The following is a 15,636-nucleotide window of genomic DNA, read 5'->3' as shown; positions in this document are numbered from 1 at the left end:
CGGATCGCTGGCACCATCATTAGATCAGGAAAAGGCCGGACGAACGCCGTTCATCCGGCCTTCAATGGCTGTGACGTTCAATCCCAGAAGGGCGACAGCGGTTAGAACCAGCTGTGCTTTCCATCGATCTTCTTCGTTTCTTCGCTTTCATGGCGAAGAGCGGTGATGGTGGAAGCCACGGACACGACAAACATGATGCTGATAAGGGCGGTGAGCACAGTCAATATCGTGAACATGAGCAATCCTCCTGGGTTTTGCGTTCACGTTCGTTAGTATTGGCTCGTTATCGCCGCGCGTGCCGACGCATAGGGGCCATATACCTTGGACGCATCCACTTTGTGATCGTAGAGCGCGACAGTCGCTGCAAGCATACCAGTCATCATTACCATCCAAACAGCATTAATCATGGTAATCTTGTTGGGCATATCTTTTTCCTTGTGCGGCGTATCGCGTTACGCTGGTTGAGTGAACGCATGCGTGCGAAAATGGTTCCGGGGCATTGATCGGTCGTTTACCAAGGCCGATCTGAAGCGACTTTGAATACCTCGTTCATCTGGCGTTCAGAATCCTTAATCGATTTAAACGCCACGTTTCCTGTCGCATGCACAATTGTGTAGTGTTCCCGCACGCTTGGCCGAACCCAACTTGCATCCTGAAGATCTTTCACGTAGCCGTAGAAAAATTCCGCGAGCAGCGAGACGAGGACAGCGAAAACAACGAGGATGATCAGCATGAACGTTTCCGGGGAGGGCCGATGCCGGAATGACATCGGTATTGACGCTCTTCGTTATAGTGAGCTCACCTGAAGCCGCCTTGAATGCTGCGTTCATCGGCTGTTCAGTGATGGGCTATGACTTGCAGGCAGGCTTTATCCATGACAAAAGGCGTCGAAACAAACGGCTAGGCCAATGACGACAGCTTTTTATCCGGGGTCTTTCGATCCGATCACCAACGGACATCTGGATGTGCTTATCCAGGCGCTGAGCGTTGCATCCAAGGTTATCGTTGCGATCGGCGTTCATCCGGGCAAGACGCCGCTCTTTTCCTTTGACGAGAAGGCGGATCTTATTCGTAGTTCGCTCGCGGAAGCACTGCCCGAAAAAGCCGGCGATATCTCCGTTGTCGCCTTTGATAATCTCGTCGTCGACGCGGCGCGGTCCCACGGCGCGGCACTGCTCATCCGCGGCCTGCGGGACGGCACCGACCTCGACTACGAGATGCAGATGGCGGGCATGAACCGGCAGATGGCGCCAGATATCCAGACCATCTTCCTGCCGGCTGGAACGGCCTCCCGGCCCATAACCGCCACATTGGTCAGGCAAATCGCGGCAATGGGAGGCGACGTCAGTGCATTCGTGCCGGCGCCCGTCTTGAAGGCCCTTCAATCCAAGCGCAAATCCTAGGCGACCTTTGTCGCCGCAACGGAGCCAACATGAAACTTTTCTATCTCGCGTTTGCAGGCGTGCTTTATCTTGCCTCGTTCGCCGGCGACGCGTTCGCACAGTCCGGCGATACGCTGACGATCCAGCTGAAGAATGGCCCGGTCGTAATCCAGCTTATGCCGGAGGTCGCGCCGAAGCATGTCGCCCAGATCGAGGCGCTTGCTAAGAAGGGCGAGTATGACAACGTTGCCTTCCATCGCGTCATCGAAGGCTTCATGGCCCAGACCGGCGACGTGAAGTTTGGCAACATGGAAAAGGGCTTCGATGCAAGCCTCGCCGGTACCGGCGGGTCCGATATGCCTGATCTGCCGGCCGAATTCTCGAAGACGCCTTTCGTTCGCGGTACGGTCGGCATGGCCCGTTCGCAGGATCCGAACTCGGCAAATTCTCAGTTCTTCATCATGTTCGCTGACGGTTCTTTCCTCAACGGCCAATACACGGTCGTCGGTAAGGTCGTTTCCGGCATGGAGAACGTCGACAAGATCAAGCGCGGCGAAGGCCAGAATGGCGAAGTCAGCAATCCCGACCGGATGATCAAGGTCACTGTCGGCAAGAAATAAGCGTCAAGACACATAGGAGAAGAAGAATGGCCGAGATCAAGGACCCCGAAAACACCGTCATCCTGGAAACCACCAAGGGCAACGTTGTCATCCAGCTGCTGCCGGAAGTGGCACCGGAACACGTCGCCCGCATCAAGGAACTCGCTCGCGAGAAGGCCTATGACGGCGTCGTCTTCCATCGCGTCATCAACGACTTCATGGCGCAGACCGGCGACGTCAAGTTCGGCAAGAAGGGCGGCGATAGCTTCAACCCCAGCCGCGCCGGCATGGGCGGTTCTGAGAAGCCCGACCTCAAGGCGGAGTTCTCGGCGGTCAGCCACGTTCGCGGTACGTGCTCGATGGCACGCTCGCAGAATCCGAACTCGGCAAACTCGCAGTTCTTCATCTGCTTCACGGACGCTCCGTGGCTGAACAAACAGTACTCCGTCTGGGGCCAGGTCATCGAAGGCATGGATAACGTCGACAAGATCAAGAAGGGCGAGCCGGTTGTCGATCCGGACTCGATTGTCTCGATGCGGGTTGCCGCTGACGTCTGATTGTGATTTTTGCTGAAACCCGCCGTTGCGCGAAAGCGTGGGGCGGGTTTCGCTTTGCCCGGATTTGAGTGATGCGCGTAGACCTCTTTGATTTCGACCTGCCGGACGAGCGGATTGCGCTGCGGCCTGCCGACCCGCGCGACAGTGCGCGCCTGCTCGTCGTGGATCCGGCCGGCGAGGTACAGCTGTCCGACCATCGCATCAGCGATCTGCCCGATTTCCTGAGGGCAGGGGACGCGCTCGTCTTCAACGACACCAAGGTGATCCCAGCACAGCTCGAGGGCGTCCGCCATCGCGAAGGCGCCGGCGGTCAACAGGTTTCGGCGACGCTGCACATGCGCATCGGCGCCGGCCGCTGGAAAGCCTTCGCGAAGCCGGGCAAGCGCATCAAGATCGGCGATCGCATCTCCTTCGGCCATGATGGCAACAGCTGCCTGCTCGGCAAGCTTGAGTGCACCGTCGAGGAGAAGAGCGAGGGCGGCGAAGTGACGCTCGCCTTTGATCTATCCGGGCCGATGCTCGACGAGGCCATCCATTCCGTCGGACATATTCCGTTGCCACCCTATATCGCTGCCAAGCGCGCCGAGGATGAGCGCGATCGCGTCGACTATCAGACGATTTATGCTCGCGAGGAGGGCGCAGTGGCCGCTCCCACGGCCGGCCTGCACTTCACGCCCGCGCTTTTCGAAGCCATCGACAAATCAGGTGTCGAGCGGCATTTCGTGACGCTGCATGTCGGCGCCGGCACCTTCCTGCCGGTTAAGGCCGACGACACCGACGAACACAAGATGCATCTGGAAAGCGGCTATGTCAGCGCCGAGACGGCGGCAAGCCTCAATGCCGTCAGGGCGAGGGGCGGGCGCATCGTCTGCGTCGGCACCACATCGCTGCGGCTGATCGAAAGTGCTGCGCAGGAAAACGGCGAGATCCGCGCTTGGGCCGGCGCCACGGGCATCTTCATCACGCCGGGCTACCGCTTCAAGGCGGTTGACATGCTGATGACGAACTTCCATTTGCCTCGCTCGACGCTGTTTATGCTTGTTTCGGCCTTTGCCGGCTTCGAGACCATGCATGCGGCCTACCGGCACGCGATTTCGACAGGCTACCGCTTTTATTCCTATGGCGACTCCAGCCTTCTTTTCCGGAAAGACTAGATGACCGAGAACTTCCAGTTCACCCTCAAGAAGACCGATGCAGGCGCCCGACTGGGCGAAGTCTCGATGCCGCGCGGCACGATCCGTACCCCTGCCTTCATGCCCGTTGGCACCGTCGGCACGGTCAAGGCGATGTATCTCGACCAAGTTCGCGAAACGGGCGCCGACATCATCCTCGGTAATACCTACCATCTCATGCTGCGCCCGACGGCCGAGCGTGTGGCTCGCCTCGGCGGCCTTCATAAGCTTATCCGTTGGGAGCATCCGATCCTGACTGATTCAGGTGGGTTCCAGGTGATGTCGCTCTCCGGTCTGCGCAAGCTCGACGAGCAGGGGGTGACTTTCAAGTCGCACGTCGACGGCAGCCTGCATCACATGTCGCCGGAGCGCTCGATCGAGATCCAGGGACTGCTCGGTTCCGATATTCAGATGCAGCTCGACGAATGCGTCGCGTTGCCGGCCGAGCCGCGCGAGATCGAGCGCGCCATGGAGCTTTCGCTGCGCTGGGCCGAACGATGCAAGGTCGCCTTCGGTAACCAGCCGGGCAAGGCTATGTTCGGCATCGTGCAGGGCGGGGATGTACCCTCGCTGCGGATCCGTTCCGCCGAAGCGCTGAGTGAACTCGATCTCAAGGGCTATGCGGTCGGAGGCCTCGCCGTCGGTGAACCGCAGGACGTCATGCTGAAGATGCTTGAGGAGACGCTGCCAGTTCTGCCGACAGAGAAGCCGCGCTATCTCATGGGCGTCGGCACGCCGGATGACATCCTGAAGTCCGTCGCGCGCGGCATCGACATGTTCGACTGCGTGATGCCGACCCGCTCCGGCCGGCACGGGCTTGCCTTCACCCGCCGAGGCAAAGTCAACATCCGAAATGCCCGCCACGCCGAGGATATGCGCCCGCTCGACGACCAGTCGAACTGCCCGGCCTCGCGCGACTACTCGCGCGCCTATCTGCATCATCTCGTCCGCGCCAACGAGGCGCTCGGCGGCATGCTGCTCTCCTGGCATAATCTTGCCTACTATCAGGAACTGATGCAGGGCATCCGTAAGGCCATTGCCGAAGGGCGCTTTGCCGACTTCATGGCGGAAACGCAGGAAGAATGGGCGAGGGGTGACCTGGAGCCCGTCTGAGACCGGATAGGCTCGCGGCGAAGGCATCATGGCGCACCGCAAGCCGCCTCACCGCCGCTCAGATGCCTTTGCTCTCGGTGTTCGGCACGATATGGACGCCGTTGATCTTGTAGCTTCCGTCGGGTTGACGCGCGATCTGGTAGATTGCGGTCCAATCCTTGCCGTCGCGGCCTGATATCAGAACCTCGTGGTAGATCATTGCGCCGTTGTCGATCGAGCGGCTGCGCCCGAAGGCATAGTTGCCTGGGTGATAGACCGGCTCGTAACTCTTCTTGACCATGGCGAAGAAGACATTCTTGTCGGGATAGATCGCCTTGATCCCAGGCGCGGCGTAGGAATAGGCCGCGTCGACGTCGTCGTTCAGGAACGCTTTGATCTGCGCCTCGATCATCGCGCGGGTCGTGTCGATCGGGTCCTCGGCGCGAGCGGTTGCGACAAGAGCGAGGAACGCGGCACACAGAATGAAAACTGCGAGAAAGGCGCGCATGGCAACGGCTCCGGCTGTCCTAGAGAACTCTAGGGCAGTCTACGCGCAAAGAAAGAGCATAGATCAGCAAGCGGGCGCGCTTCTTACGCTCGCGTCGCGAGACCCATATGCCGGCCTTGGAGAAGCTAACCCAAGTGCATCATGCCTGTTTTGCAGGATAGGGGATCACCCATCTTCGCGCAAATGCGCCATAAACACCTCGGTTGGCGTCCTGTATCCGAGGCATTTGCGCGGTTGATCGTTGATATGGCGCGTCAGATGGAGAAGGTCGCGTTGCGACACAATTGCCAGATCTGTGGTACCTGGCAGGTAGCGTCGAATGCGCTTGTTGGTGTTCTCGACGGTCCCTTTTTGCCAAGGCGCACTTGGGTCGCAAAACCAACTGCACGCACCGATCCCTTCTTCCAAAGCCCTGAACCCGGCAAACTCGGTACCGCGATCAAAGGTGAAGCTCTGACGCGCGTAGGCCGGTAAGGGAGAAAACGCTTTGATGATCTTGTCCATGATCGGGCGCGAGTGCCGGCTCGGATTCTTGATGAGAACAGTATAGCGGCTCTTGCGCTCGACGAGGGAGGTGACATTGGCATGGCCGAGTGGACGTTCGAAGATGAGGAGGTCGCCCTCCCAATGCCCAAACTGCGATCTATCTCCAATAAAATCAGGCCGTTGGGATATGCGGTGCGTGGCTGGAAACGCACCGTCCCGCGGCTTCCTGGAGCGCAGTGGACGACGTTTGCGGCGCGCTTCTGGCAGATACTGATAGAGACCAAGCCCATAATCTTCCTTGCTGTAGATGAAGCGATAGATTGTCTCCTTGCAAACGCGAACACGACTGACGCCGTCCGACAGCAGGCGTCCGGCAATCTGTTCGGGGGACCAGCGAGCTTCCAACTGGTTGATGATCTCTGTTCGCAAATTCGGGTGACGCCGCAGCTTTTTCAGCCGGCGACGTCGGTCCTGCGCAATGTCGTTCGCAACCGTGCTGTAGTAGCCGTCGTAGTCCGGCAGTTCACGATCGCGAAACGTGTTGCGCTTGATCTCGCGGTAAATCGTCGAGCGATGACGGCCAAGCCGACGTGCCATCTCGCTTACCGGAACTTTTGCCGCCACCAAGTGATGCAGGCGTCGGCGATCGGCGAGGGTGATCTGCGTATAGCATCCAGACATGCCAAAATCTCCATAGTGAAGCCATTGTAATCATTGGCATGTCGCACTTGGAAATAGAATGTACCCCCTTGCATTCATAAATCGGATAAGATAGATTATGGAACTTCTGAGCCATTTTGTATTTGTTGCGTTTTCTTAAAATGGCCTGTTATGGGATCGTTTGAAGTCCATTCTGGCGTTGCGTTTGTGGGGCTCGCGGACCGCGGACACATGTGATGTCGAACATGTCGCGAGGCTGCTAGTTTCCTAGACGCCGCACGGCTTCTGGCCGGCCCGGACAGTACCGCGGATTTCGCCTTCCATGTCGAAGCGCTGTCCTCGAGCATCTGGTTCGAGATGTCACAAGGCTTACATCTCGGTTACCTCGTAGCGGCGCCTTCGCACCGCTCGTCCGACCTACTCCTCAGCGACTCGTGGCATCATGATCGCGGCCGTATGATGGACGCGGCCACGCCAGTTGATGTGAAATCTTGCGGGGCGTCAGGCGTTGCGAGTTCCGCCAGTTCGACATCGAAGCTCATCTGGTCGTAAGCCGGAACGACATGGTCCGGCGTTTCGGCCATAACCGTGTCGTAGTCGAGCGGCGTATGCATATGGGTCAGGATCGCCCGCTTCGGCCTCAGGCGATCGATCCAGTCGAGCGACTGCTCGAGTGATAGGTGGCTCGGGTGATAACGGTATTGCAAGGCATCGATGATGAGAACGTCGAGTTCCTGAAGCTTTTCGACAGTTTCAGGTGGAAAGTCACTGATATCACTGCAATAAGCGACATTGCCGACACGAATGCCGAGCGAGTGAATGTCGCCGTGTTGCTGCAGGTGCGGCCAGATGGAGATGGTTCCACCCGCGCCGCTGATCCGCAGCGGCACGTCGAGGCTTTCGATAACTTTCGCTTCGACGATCGGCGGATAGTTACTGCCGGGCGGCGTTTCGATGCAATAACCGAAACCCTGTCGAATGCGGTCCATGGTATCCGGCGTCGCGTGGATCGGAACCCGCTGCTGCGCGCCGTAGAAGTAGCCGCGTAGATCGTCGAGGCCATGAATGTGATCAGCATGCGCATGCGTATAGAGGACGGCGTCGATATGAGTGACGCGCGCGGCGATCATCTGCTCGCGAAAGTCCGGCCCTGTGTCGACAACGACGGTCGTGACGCCACCATTGTCGTCAAATTGCTGTACCATGAACGCCGCGCGGGTACGCCGGTTTTTCGGATTGGTTGGATCGCAGGCCCCCCAATCGCCGGTGATGCGCGGAACGCCGGGCGACGACGAACAGCCGAGAATGGTGAAACGCCGTCTGTAACCCACGCTGTCAGATCCTCGGCATCTTTGAGAAAATGCGGAATGCGTTTTCCGTCGTGATCCGTGCCATCTCGGCATAGCTGAGGCCGAGCGTCTCGGCCAGAACCTCGGCCGTGTTCACGACATAGGACGGCTCATTGCGCTTGCCGCGCCAGCGCTTCGGCGCGAGGTAGGGCGCATCGGTCTCGACAAGCAGGCGATCGTGCGGGACCGTCTTGGCAACGTCGCGAAGCTCCTCCGACTTCGGGAAGGTCAGGATGCCGGAAAAGGAGACGTAGCCGCCGAGTTCAACGCCGACCCTTGCGAGTTCGGCGCCCGACGAGAAGCAGTGAAGGATGAACGGGAACGCCCCCCTGCCCGTTTCCTCGGTCAGGATCGCCGCCATGTCTTCGTCGGCGCTGCGGCTATGGATGACCAGCGGGAGCTGCGTCTCGCGCGATGCGTCGATGTGGCGCCGCAATCCGGTCTTCTGGTCTTCCGGTTTCTGCGTGTCGTAGAAATAGTCGAGACCGGCTTCACCGATCGCCACGATCTTCTCATGGGCGTTGGCCAGCCGCACGAGATCGTCCGTCTGGATATCGAGCTCGTCGCCGGCGTTGTTCGGATGGGTGCCTACGGAGCAGAAGACCGACGGATATTTCTCAGTGATGGCGAGCAGTCCGTCGAGCTTGCGCACGCGTGTCGAAATCGTCACCATCTGCTTGACGCCAGCATCGTGAGCGCGCTTGACGATCTCGTCGCGCTCCTCCTCGAAGTCGGCGAAATCAAGATGGCAATGCGTATCGATCAGCATGACGTCCTCACGCTTCCGGCGCGATGTAACGCGGGAAGACCGGCTTCGGTGCTTCGAGCGGCGTGCCGACGACAAGGCGACCTGCTTCGCCGAGTGCCCCGAAGTCGCGCCCGTCCGCAGGCGCCGCGACGAGATCCAGAAGCTTGCCCGCAGATCCCGGCATAAAGGGCTGCAGCAGGATCGCGATCTGGCGAACGACCTCGGCGGTCACGTAGAGCACGGTGCCCATGCGCGCCGGATCTGTTTTCTTCAGCGCCCAGGGTTCCTGACCTGCGAAATAGCGATCGGTCTCCGAGACGACTGCTATGATCGAGGCCAGCGCGCGATGAATGAGCTGCTTGCCCATATCGTCGCGCGTCGAAGCGAGCAGCGCATCAGCCTGCGCCAGCATGGTCCTGTCTTCATCCGTCAGCGGACCGCATTCCGGGATCTTGCCGTCGCAATTCTTGACGATCATCGACAGCGAGCGGCTGGCGAGGTTTCCGATGCCGTTGGCGAGGTCGGAATTGATGCGGGTGCCGATCGCCTCTTCGCTGTAGCTGCCGTCCTGGCCGAAGGAAACTTCGCGCAGGAAGAAGTAGCGCACCTGATCGAGGCCAAAATGATTCACCAGATTGACCGGATCGACGACGTTGCCGAGCGACTTCGACATCTTCTCGCCCTTGTTGAGCAAGAAGCCGTGCGCGAAGACGCGCTTCGGCAGCGGCAGCTTCGCCGACATCAGAAAGGCCGGCCAGTAGACCGCGTGGAAGCGGATGATGTCCTTGCCGATGATGTGAACGTCCGCCGGCCAGTACTTCGCCCGGGGGCCGTTCTTGTTTTCGATGTATCCGGTCGCGGTGATGTAGTTGGTCAGGGCGTCGACCCAGACATACATGACATGTGACGGATCGTCCGGTACCTTGATGCCCCAATCGAAGGTCGTGCGCGAGATCGAGAGATCCTTGAGCCCTGACTTGACGAAAGAGATGACCTCGTTGCGGCGCTCGGCCGGCCCGATGAAATCCGGGTTGGCTTCATAGTGCGCCAGCAGCTTGTCCTGATACTCCGAAAGCTTGAAGAAGTAGCTTGCCTCCTCCACCCATTCGACAGGCGTGCCTTGCGGTCCGTAGCGCACGCCATCGGCGCGCAGTTCGGTCTCGTTTTCCTGATAGTAAGCCTCGTCGCGAACCGCGTACCAACCTGCATAAGAATCTTTGTAGATGTCGCCGTTCTCGGCCATCAGGTTCCAGATCTCACGCGAAGTCTCGTGATGACGCTCCTGCGTCGTGCGAATGAAATCGTCATTCGACGCGTTGAGAAGTTTCGCCATCGACTCGAATTCGCCGGAGTTGCGATCGGCAAGCTCCTGCGCCGAGATGCCTTCGGCGCGCGCCGTCTGCTGCATCTTCTGGCCATGCTCGTCGGTGCCCGTCAGAAAAAAGACATCCTTGCCGTCGAGGCGCTGGTAGCGCGCCATGGCATCCGTCGCGATCAGCTCGTAGGCATGGCCAATATGCGGCTTGCCGTTCGGGTAGGAAATCGCGGTGGTGATGTAGAAGGGTGTCTTGTCGGTCATGGCGGCCATTCTTGTCCGGCTTACTCTATAAAATTTGTCAGCCGCTCTTAGCGCATGTCATGGCGAAGCGAAATACCAAGTTTCGAAAGCATCGGCGATTTGCCGATCGCGGGCGTCCTGCACTTGACTCGATTTTAGGCGCATTCTACCCAAAGAAAACTCAAAGACGGGGCATCAGTGACGTGACATCTCCAGCACTCGGCAGCATCATTTCACGCGCAGGCTCGAGGTCGACCGTTTGACCACCCTTTCCAGTTTCGATCCCCTCTATTCGCTCTCGGGGCTTCTCGTCGGCGCTCTTGTCGGAATCACAGGCGTCGGCGGCGGATCACTGATGACGCCCTTGCTGGTGCTTGTCTTCGGCATTCATCCAGCCACAGCCGTCGGAACTGATCTGCTCTACGCTGCCGTCACCAAGACGGCCGGGACGGCAGTGCACGGCATGCACGGCAGGGTGAATTGGCGTGTTGTCGGCTGTCTTGCTGCCGGCAGCGTTCCAGCCGCCCTGCTGATGCTCTGGCTGATGGCAGGTGTCGACCGCAAGAGTGTCGACGTCGCCCACACGATCACGACAGCCCTTGGCTGGCTGCTTGTCATGACCGCATTCATGCTGGTCTTTCGCAAGCAGGTCCTGGCACTTGCGCTTCGCTCCATTGGGGAGCGCTCTTCGCCCAAGCCGATCACGATCGCCATCTGGACGACCGTGCTTGGCCTGGTGCTCGGGATCCTCGTGACCCTGACATCTGTGGGCGCAGGAGCGCTTGGCGTGACGGTGCTGCTCGTGCTTTACCCGCGCCTTGATGTTCGCGAGATCGTCGGCTCCGACATCGTCCACGCAGTGCCGCTGACGCTGATCGGTGGCATGGGCTACTGGATGATCGGCGAGATCGACTGGGGAATGCTCTTTGCCCTTCTGGTGGGCTCGATCCCCGGGATCATCGCCGGCAGCCTGATCGCGCCGAAGCTCCATGAACGGACAATCCGCATTGTACTCGCGCTGACGCTTGCCGTTGTCGCATGGAAGCTGCTCGTTACCTGATCAAGGACCGGGCTGCTTGATGTCTCCGAGGATGCTGAGGATCGTCTGCTTGCGATCCAGATTGTAGGCGTCCGAAACGCTTAGTCGCTCGCCTATGTCGGAATGCAGGCGGGAGAGCCGCTCCGCTGCAGCAACCTGGCCCGCAATCGCAGCGGCCCGTGCCTTGCGCGTCAGGTCTTCGGCGACATGGCTGGTGAAGAACTCAAAGATTGTATCGCTATCCTTGCCGGAAAGCGCATCCGCCAGCCGATGCATCGCCCTGCGGGCAGACGCTCCTTGCGCTTGCAGAACCTCGTTGTAAGCCTCGATGATCTCACCGCCGCCATAGTTCACCAGCTTCAGCGCTTCGCCTACGCTGCCGTTCGCAGCCGCAAACAGGTCGGGATCGCCGGCCTCGATGCCGAGATGTGCGAGCGCGGCGCCGAGGGCGCCGTCTTCAAGCGGCGCAAGCTTCAGTGGCAGGCACCGCGAGCGAATTGTCGGCAGCAGCTTGCCGGGCGCATGCGAAATGAGCAGGAACAGGGCGCGCTTCGGCGGCTCTTCAAGGATTTTCAGAATCGCATTCGCGGCATTGCGGTTCATGTCATCGGCCGGGTCGATAATGACGATGCGCCAATTGCCGGTGCCCGACGTTTGCGAGAAGAAGCGCCCTGCCCGTCTCACCTCATCGATCGTGATGGCAGATTTGACCTTCCCCGTCTTCTCATCAACGGGCCGCGCCAGGTAAAGCAGGTTATGCGATGCGCCCGAGGCGATCTGGCGGCTCACCGGCGAGGCCGGATCGGGATCCGCCAGCAGCTCCGGCGAACTAGCCGGATTGGGATGCGTCAAGACATGGTTTGCAAAGCGGAATGCCAGCGTTGCCTTGCCGATACCCGGTGGCCCCTCGAGCAGGATTGCGTGGTGGCCTTTGCCCGAGCGGTATGACTGCGCGAGGAATGCCTCGGCGTCTTCATGACCAAATAGCTTCATGTTCTCGGCTGGCCAAATGGCGCCGTCGAGCAATCCCGGCCGTTCATCACTCATGAGCTGCTTCCGCTACCTTCGCCGCAGCAGGATGCGACAGACGTTGCCAGATGATCTCGACAATCTCCGCGGCGATCGCTTCCTCGGTCTGCATCGCATCGATCACGCGGCAACGGTTGGGCTCCCGGGCAGCGATATCGAGAAAGGCTTCCCGGCGCTTCTCGTGGGTTTCCAGCTCTTCCTTCTCGAAGCGATCGGGGCTCACATCGCCAGCCGCACCGCGCCTGCGGGCCCGCTCCAGACCAGCCCGTGCCGGCAGATCGAGGATCAGCGTGCAATCCGGGACGATGCCGTTGACGGCGGCGCGCTGCAGCGCCTCGATGAATTCCGATTCGAGATTTCCGGTCACACCCTGATAGACGCGGGAAGAATCCATGAAACGATCGCAAAGAACCACCTTGCCACTCATGAGAGCCGGCCGGATGACTTCCTCTACGTGATCATTGCGTGCTGCTGCAAAAAGGATTGCCTCCATGCGTGTTCCGAAGGCTTCGGCAGCACCCGACAAAAGCACATGACGCACGGCTTCCGCACCTGGCGACCCGCCCGGCTCTCGCGTCAGCAGCACCTCATAGCCGCGACCACGAAGAGCCTCGGCAAGGCGACGGATTTGCGTCGACTTTCCCGCACCCTCCCCGCCTTCAAACGTTACGAACAATCCAGTACCGGATGGCAATGACTACTTCCTGCATTACGGCGCTCGCCCGCACCACTGCTGTACATCTACCGGAAGGCGGCGAAAAGCGAAACCGCCCGGCGACAACTCTCACCCTGAACGGCGAACATGGCGATCACGTGGGTTCGGGCTTATCCCACAGCCAGGAGAACAGCAACGTTTCGCCGAGCTCCATCAGAGCATCGACGGCGCGGCTGCTCAAAGAGCCGACCGCCACGGTCTCCTTCGTATAAAGCGGCACTTCACGCAACAGGCGGCCAGCCGCAAAGATGCGCAGCGTCCCTATTTCATGACCTGCCTCCACCGGGGCCATAAATGGCCAACGATAGACGATGCGCGCCGACAACCGCTCTGGATTGTTGATCGGGATATAGACGCTCACCGGTGTTTTCGCCACGAGATCGACGCTGCGCGACGTTCCACCGTAGACGCTGGCTTGGCCGATCACCTCAGCGTCGGCGAAAATCTGGCGGCTCTCGAACGCGGTGAGCCCCCATTCGAGCACGCGTTTGGCCTCTTCGGTGCGCTCCTTGTCGGAGGCAATGCCGCCCAGTGCCATAAAAAGCCGCCTGCCGTCGCGTTCGGCTGAAGCAACGATGGAATACCCTTCTCCCTCGGCAAAGCCGATCGCCAGGCCATCGACCCCCATGCCGAAACCGAGCAGCGGGTTACGGTTGCGCTGGAAAATCCTGTTCCATTCGAAATCGGGCTGCGCGAAATAGGGATAGAGGTTAAGGTAGGACTTTCGCAGTTCCGCGGCCAGCGTCACCATGTCAAGCGCAGTCGTCTTGCTCTTGCCGTCAGGCAGCCCGGTCGAATTCCCGAAGACAGATCGCTCCATGCCGAGCGTTTTGGCGCGCCGCATCATGGCCGCCGCAAAGGCCGGCTCACCACCGCTCATTCCTTCGGCGAGAATGATGCAGCTATCATTGGCGCCCTGAATGGCGACGCCCTTGATGAGATCCTCGACGCGGACATTCGACTTGAGCGCAGCAAACATTGTCGCCGTGCGCGACGGCGCGCCGCCCGTTCGCCAGGCGTATTCGGAAACGGGATATTGCGTATCGAGTGTGATCTGGTTCTTTGAGAGCGCGTCGAAGACGAGATCCACCGTCATCAGTTTCGCGAGCGACGCTGGCGAGAAGGCCTCATTCTCGTTCTTGGCAAGAAGCACGGTGCCGGTGGACGCCTCGATCATGTAGGCTTGCGCTGCCTTGGTAACAAATGACGCGTTGGTATCACTGTTTGCGGCAACGGCACCCGTTGCAAAAGGCAGAAGACAAACACAGAGGCGAACTAAACGCTTCAACACCGAAAACCCCACAGCACGGGCGACCTTGACGATGCTAACGGCGGACCGAGAGCGACGCAATGGCCGTCGCTACTCGCCGTGCGCGGCGGCCGCCTTCTGCCGCTTGAAGGACGCCAGGATGGAGTCCTGCTGCCCGTCGTTGCGAACCATCACTGCATCGAAAGCGAGTTCGACGGTAGCGGTCTTGGCACCCTCGTCCTGATACCCCATCGCGAGAGAACGCTGCCCTCCATAGGGACGTTCATATGGCAAAGGACCAAATTCCGGCAGAACGAGCATCTGCCCGGTCGTCGGCTCCGCCAACGGCGCGACGCCGCCAAAGGATGGAGAGCGCATCGGCGTCGGAACGGGCGCGGCATTGTAGCTGGCGCTCGGGGTCGAGCCGGCATAGGACGTCGCCGAGACCGGCACCGGGACACTCTCCGGTTCAGGCGTGAAGCCGCCGAAGCTCTGGAGTTGGTCTGCGGTTATGCGCTTGCTGTTGGAGGCAACCATGACGCCGGTGGCGATCTGCCCGCCGCCCGGGTTGATGCCCGGAATGCGGCTGCCCTTCGGCACATAGGAGGCCATCAGGTAGGGCATGTCGTGACCATCCATGCGGGCACGGCCAACATACTGGACGCGGACTTTTCCGGTACCACTATGCTGCAGGTCAAGCATATCCGCCGTCTTGTTGGACAGGTCGATGATGCGCCCTTCGTGATAGGGGCCACGATCGTTGACACGAACGATAATTGACGAACCATTTTCCGTATTCGTCACACGCGCATAGCTCGGCAGAGGAAACGTCGGATGCGCGGCGGAAAGGTGCATCTGGTCATAGACTTCGCCGTTTGCCGTCAGGCGACCATGAAAGGCCGAGCCGTACCATGATGCAATTCCGACCTTGCTGTACGAAAAATCTTCCTTGGGGTAATACCACTTACCCTTCACCACATATGGGTTTCCGACGAGATAACGGCCGCCGCCTTTCGGGATATTGTTGCCGGTGGCGACGCGCGGACTGGCCTTAACGCCGTATTCCTTCTCCGAGAAATATTCCTTGCCGTGAGTGCGTTTTGTCGGAGCCGGCGCCGTGCCACAAGCCGTCACCGTTGCGCAGATGAGCGACAGCCCAACCCATCGCATTCCCGTTGCGAATGACGCCGCCCCGTAGTCTCTTTTCATATGTCCCACGCCGCTCAAGACCGTTATGGTTAAGAAATCTGCCCCGATCTGGGCCAGACACCCCTAATCCCACCAACCTAACGAGACTTTAATCATGCGGCTTTCATGGCGAATTTGCGAAGCATTTCCCCGAGATAGGGAAAATTCTAACTAATATGGTTAATAGGTCACTAATTTAACACTCTAAGGAACACGCTCGGCGCGCGCCCAGCAGGCAGGTCGGCAAGGGAGCTCCTTTCCGTCGTAATCCGCCGAGCCGATAGAACCTGTTGACCTGCCCCCGA

General features: G+C 59.7%; 18 protein-coding genes. 6 read left to right on the top strand and 12 right to left on the bottom strand.

Annotated features, from left to right (window positions below):
• Positions 1-101: 101 nt before the first annotated feature.
• The 3 genes from WGT02_RS11530 to WGT02_RS11520 all read right to left on the bottom strand — a co-directional run bounded on the left by WGT02_RS11530 (position 102) and on the right by WGT02_RS11520 (position 733).
• Complete coding sequence (locus WGT02_RS11530; RefSeq protein WP_258579707.1) at positions 102-236, bottom strand: hypothetical protein; 135 nt, start codon at positions 234-236, stop codon at positions 102-104.
• Between the two features lie 33 nt (positions 237-269).
• Complete coding sequence (locus WGT02_RS11525; protein ID WP_167371564.1) at positions 270-425, bottom strand: hypothetical protein; 156 nt, start codon at positions 423-425, stop codon at positions 270-272.
• A gap of 86 nt (positions 426-511) precedes the next feature.
• Positions 512-733, bottom strand: coding sequence for a hypothetical protein (locus WGT02_RS11520; protein WP_024314873.1), 222 nt, complete (start codon positions 731-733; stop codon positions 512-514).
• 175 nt (positions 734-908) lie between these two features.
• Here WGT02_RS11520 and coaD point away from each other — a divergent pair, with 175 nt between their 5' ends.
• The 5 genes from coaD (at position 909) to tgt (ending at position 4,823) form a co-directional block, all read left to right on the top strand.
• Positions 909-1,403, top strand: a complete 495-nt coding sequence (gene coaD, locus WGT02_RS11515) for a pantetheine-phosphate adenylyltransferase (protein WP_024314874.1) — start codon at positions 909-911, stop codon at positions 1,401-1,403.
• Positions 1,404-1,432: 29 nt separating this feature from the next.
• Positions 1,433-2,002 (top strand): peptidylprolyl isomerase, encoded by a 570-nt coding sequence (locus WGT02_RS11510; protein ID WP_024314875.1) that lies wholly within the window; start codon positions 1,433-1,435, stop codon positions 2,000-2,002.
• 26 nt (positions 2,003-2,028) lie between these two features.
• Positions 2,029-2,538, top strand: a complete 510-nt coding sequence (locus WGT02_RS11505; RefSeq protein ID WP_024314876.1) for a peptidylprolyl isomerase — start codon at positions 2,029-2,031, stop codon at positions 2,536-2,538.
• Positions 2,539-2,609: 71 nt separating this feature from the next.
• Entirely contained in the window at positions 2,610-3,692 is a 1,083-nt protein-coding gene (gene queA, locus WGT02_RS11500; RefSeq protein ID WP_024314877.1) for a tRNA preQ1(34) S-adenosylmethionine ribosyltransferase-isomerase QueA, read from the top strand.
• Positions 3,693-4,823, top strand: coding sequence for a tRNA guanosine(34) transglycosylase Tgt (tgt, locus tag WGT02_RS11495; RefSeq protein ID WP_208250437.1), 1,131 nt, complete (start codon positions 3,693-3,695; stop codon positions 4,821-4,823).
• Between the two features lie 58 nt (positions 4,824-4,881).
• Here tgt and WGT02_RS11490 read toward each other — a convergent pair whose 3' ends face one another.
• The 5 genes from WGT02_RS11490 to metG all read right to left on the bottom strand — a co-directional run bounded on the left by WGT02_RS11490 (position 4,882) and on the right by metG (position 10,132).
• A complete protein-coding gene (locus WGT02_RS11490; RefSeq protein ID WP_024314879.1) occupies positions 4,882-5,310 on the bottom strand; it encodes a DUF4864 domain-containing protein in 429 nt (142 codons plus the stop codon).
• A 165-nt stretch (positions 5,311-5,475) separates the two neighbouring features.
• On the bottom strand, positions 5,476-6,477 hold the full coding sequence (locus tag WGT02_RS11485) for an IS30 family transposase (RefSeq protein WP_037069798.1): 1,002 nt from the start codon (positions 6,475-6,477) through the stop codon (positions 5,476-5,478).
• A gap of 419 nt (positions 6,478-6,896) precedes the next feature.
• Positions 6,897-7,787: an MBL fold metallo-hydrolase gene (locus WGT02_RS11480; protein WP_024318881.1), complete on the bottom strand. Its 891-nt coding sequence runs from the start codon at positions 7,785-7,787 to the stop codon at positions 6,897-6,899.
• Positions 7,788-7,791: 4 nt separating this feature from the next.
• Positions 7,792-8,574, bottom strand: a complete 783-nt coding sequence (locus tag WGT02_RS11475; RefSeq protein ID WP_024318882.1) for a TatD family hydrolase — start codon at positions 8,572-8,574, stop codon at positions 7,792-7,794.
• A gap of 7 nt (positions 8,575-8,581) precedes the next feature.
• Entirely contained in the window at positions 8,582-10,132 is a 1,551-nt protein-coding gene (gene metG / locus WGT02_RS11470) for a methionine--tRNA ligase (RefSeq protein WP_208250438.1), read from the bottom strand.
• Positions 10,133-10,370: 238 nt separating this feature from the next.
• Between metG and WGT02_RS11465 the strand changes: the two genes are divergently transcribed.
• A complete protein-coding gene (locus WGT02_RS11465) occupies positions 10,371-11,171 on the top strand; it encodes a sulfite exporter TauE/SafE family protein (protein ID WP_024318884.1) in 801 nt (266 codons plus the stop codon).
• Here the strand turns inward: WGT02_RS11465 and WGT02_RS11460 are convergent, their stop codons facing one another.
• The 4 genes from WGT02_RS11460 to WGT02_RS11445 form a co-directional block, all read right to left on the bottom strand.
• A complete protein-coding gene (locus tag WGT02_RS11460) occupies positions 11,172-12,197 on the bottom strand; it encodes a DNA polymerase III subunit delta' (RefSeq protein WP_208250439.1) in 1,026 nt (341 codons plus the stop codon). It lies immediately after the preceding gene.
• The gene (tmk, locus tag WGT02_RS11455; RefSeq protein ID WP_024318886.1) at positions 12,190-12,873 is read right to left on the bottom strand and encodes a dTMP kinase; all 684 of its coding nucleotides are present in this window, start codon (positions 12,871-12,873) and stop codon (positions 12,190-12,192) included. The genes WGT02_RS11460 and tmk overlap by 8 nt, the downstream gene beginning before the upstream one ends.
• 115 nt (positions 12,874-12,988) lie before the next feature.
• Positions 12,989-14,185 (bottom strand): D-alanyl-D-alanine carboxypeptidase family protein, encoded by a 1,197-nt coding sequence (locus WGT02_RS11450; protein WP_208250440.1) that lies wholly within the window; start codon positions 14,183-14,185, stop codon positions 12,989-12,991.
• Between the two features lie 69 nt (positions 14,186-14,254).
• Positions 14,255-15,352, bottom strand: coding sequence for a septal ring lytic transglycosylase RlpA family protein (locus WGT02_RS11445; RefSeq protein WP_024318888.1), 1,098 nt, complete (start codon positions 15,350-15,352; stop codon positions 14,255-14,257).
• Positions 15,353-15,636 lie beyond the last annotated feature (284 nt).

Source organism: Rhizobium sp. T1470 (genome assembly GCF_042140505.1).
Taxonomy (GTDB): domain Bacteria; phylum Pseudomonadota; class Alphaproteobacteria; order Rhizobiales; family Rhizobiaceae; genus Rhizobium; species Rhizobium favelukesii.
The sequence above is the reverse complement of the archived record's forward strand: the minus strand, read 5'-3'. Positions and strand labels throughout refer to the sequence as shown.

Bases quoted from the DNA above. Each gene is read 5' to 3' on its own strand.
- WGT02_RS11525 (WP_167371564.1), bottom strand. From the start codon at position 425: ATGCCCAACAAGATTACCATGATTAATGCTGTTTGGATGGTAATGATG.
- WGT02_RS11505 (WP_024314876.1), top strand. From the start codon at position 2,029: ATGGCCGAGATCAAGGACCCCGAAAACACCGTCATCCTGGAAACCACC.
- WGT02_RS11530 (WP_258579707.1), bottom strand. From the start codon at position 236: ATGTTCACGATATTGACTGTGCTCACCGCCCTTATCAGCATCATGTTT.
- WGT02_RS11485 (WP_037069798.1), bottom strand. From the start codon at position 6,477: ATGTCTGGATGCTATACGCAGATCACCCTCGCCGATCGCCGACGCCTG.
- coaD (WP_024314874.1), top strand. From the start codon at position 909: ATGACGACAGCTTTTTATCCGGGGTCTTTCGATCCGATCACCAACGGA.
- queA (WP_024314877.1), top strand. From the start codon at position 2,610: ATGCGCGTAGACCTCTTTGATTTCGACCTGCCGGACGAGCGGATTGCG.
- tgt (WP_208250437.1), top strand. From the start codon at position 3,693: ATGACCGAGAACTTCCAGTTCACCCTCAAGAAGACCGATGCAGGCGCC.
- WGT02_RS11475 (WP_024318882.1), bottom strand. From the start codon at position 8,574: ATGCTGATCGATACGCATTGCCATCTTGATTTCGCCGACTTCGAGGAG.
- WGT02_RS11520 (WP_024314873.1), bottom strand. From the start codon at position 733: ATGCTGATCATCCTCGTTGTTTTCGCTGTCCTCGTCTCGCTGCTCGCG.
- WGT02_RS11460 (WP_208250439.1), bottom strand. From the start codon at position 12,197: ATGAGTGATGAACGGCCGGGATTGCTCGACGGCGCCATTTGGCCAGCC.
- metG (WP_208250438.1), bottom strand. From the start codon at position 10,132: ATGACCGACAAGACACCCTTCTACATCACCACCGCGATTTCCTACCCG.
- WGT02_RS11445 (WP_024318888.1), bottom strand. From the start codon at position 15,352: ATGAAAAGAGACTACGGGGCGGCGTCATTCGCAACGGGAATGCGATGG.
- WGT02_RS11510 (WP_024314875.1), top strand. From the start codon at position 1,433: ATGAAACTTTTCTATCTCGCGTTTGCAGGCGTGCTTTATCTTGCCTCG.
- WGT02_RS11490 (WP_024314879.1), bottom strand. From the start codon at position 5,310: ATGCGCGCCTTTCTCGCAGTTTTCATTCTGTGTGCCGCGTTCCTCGCT.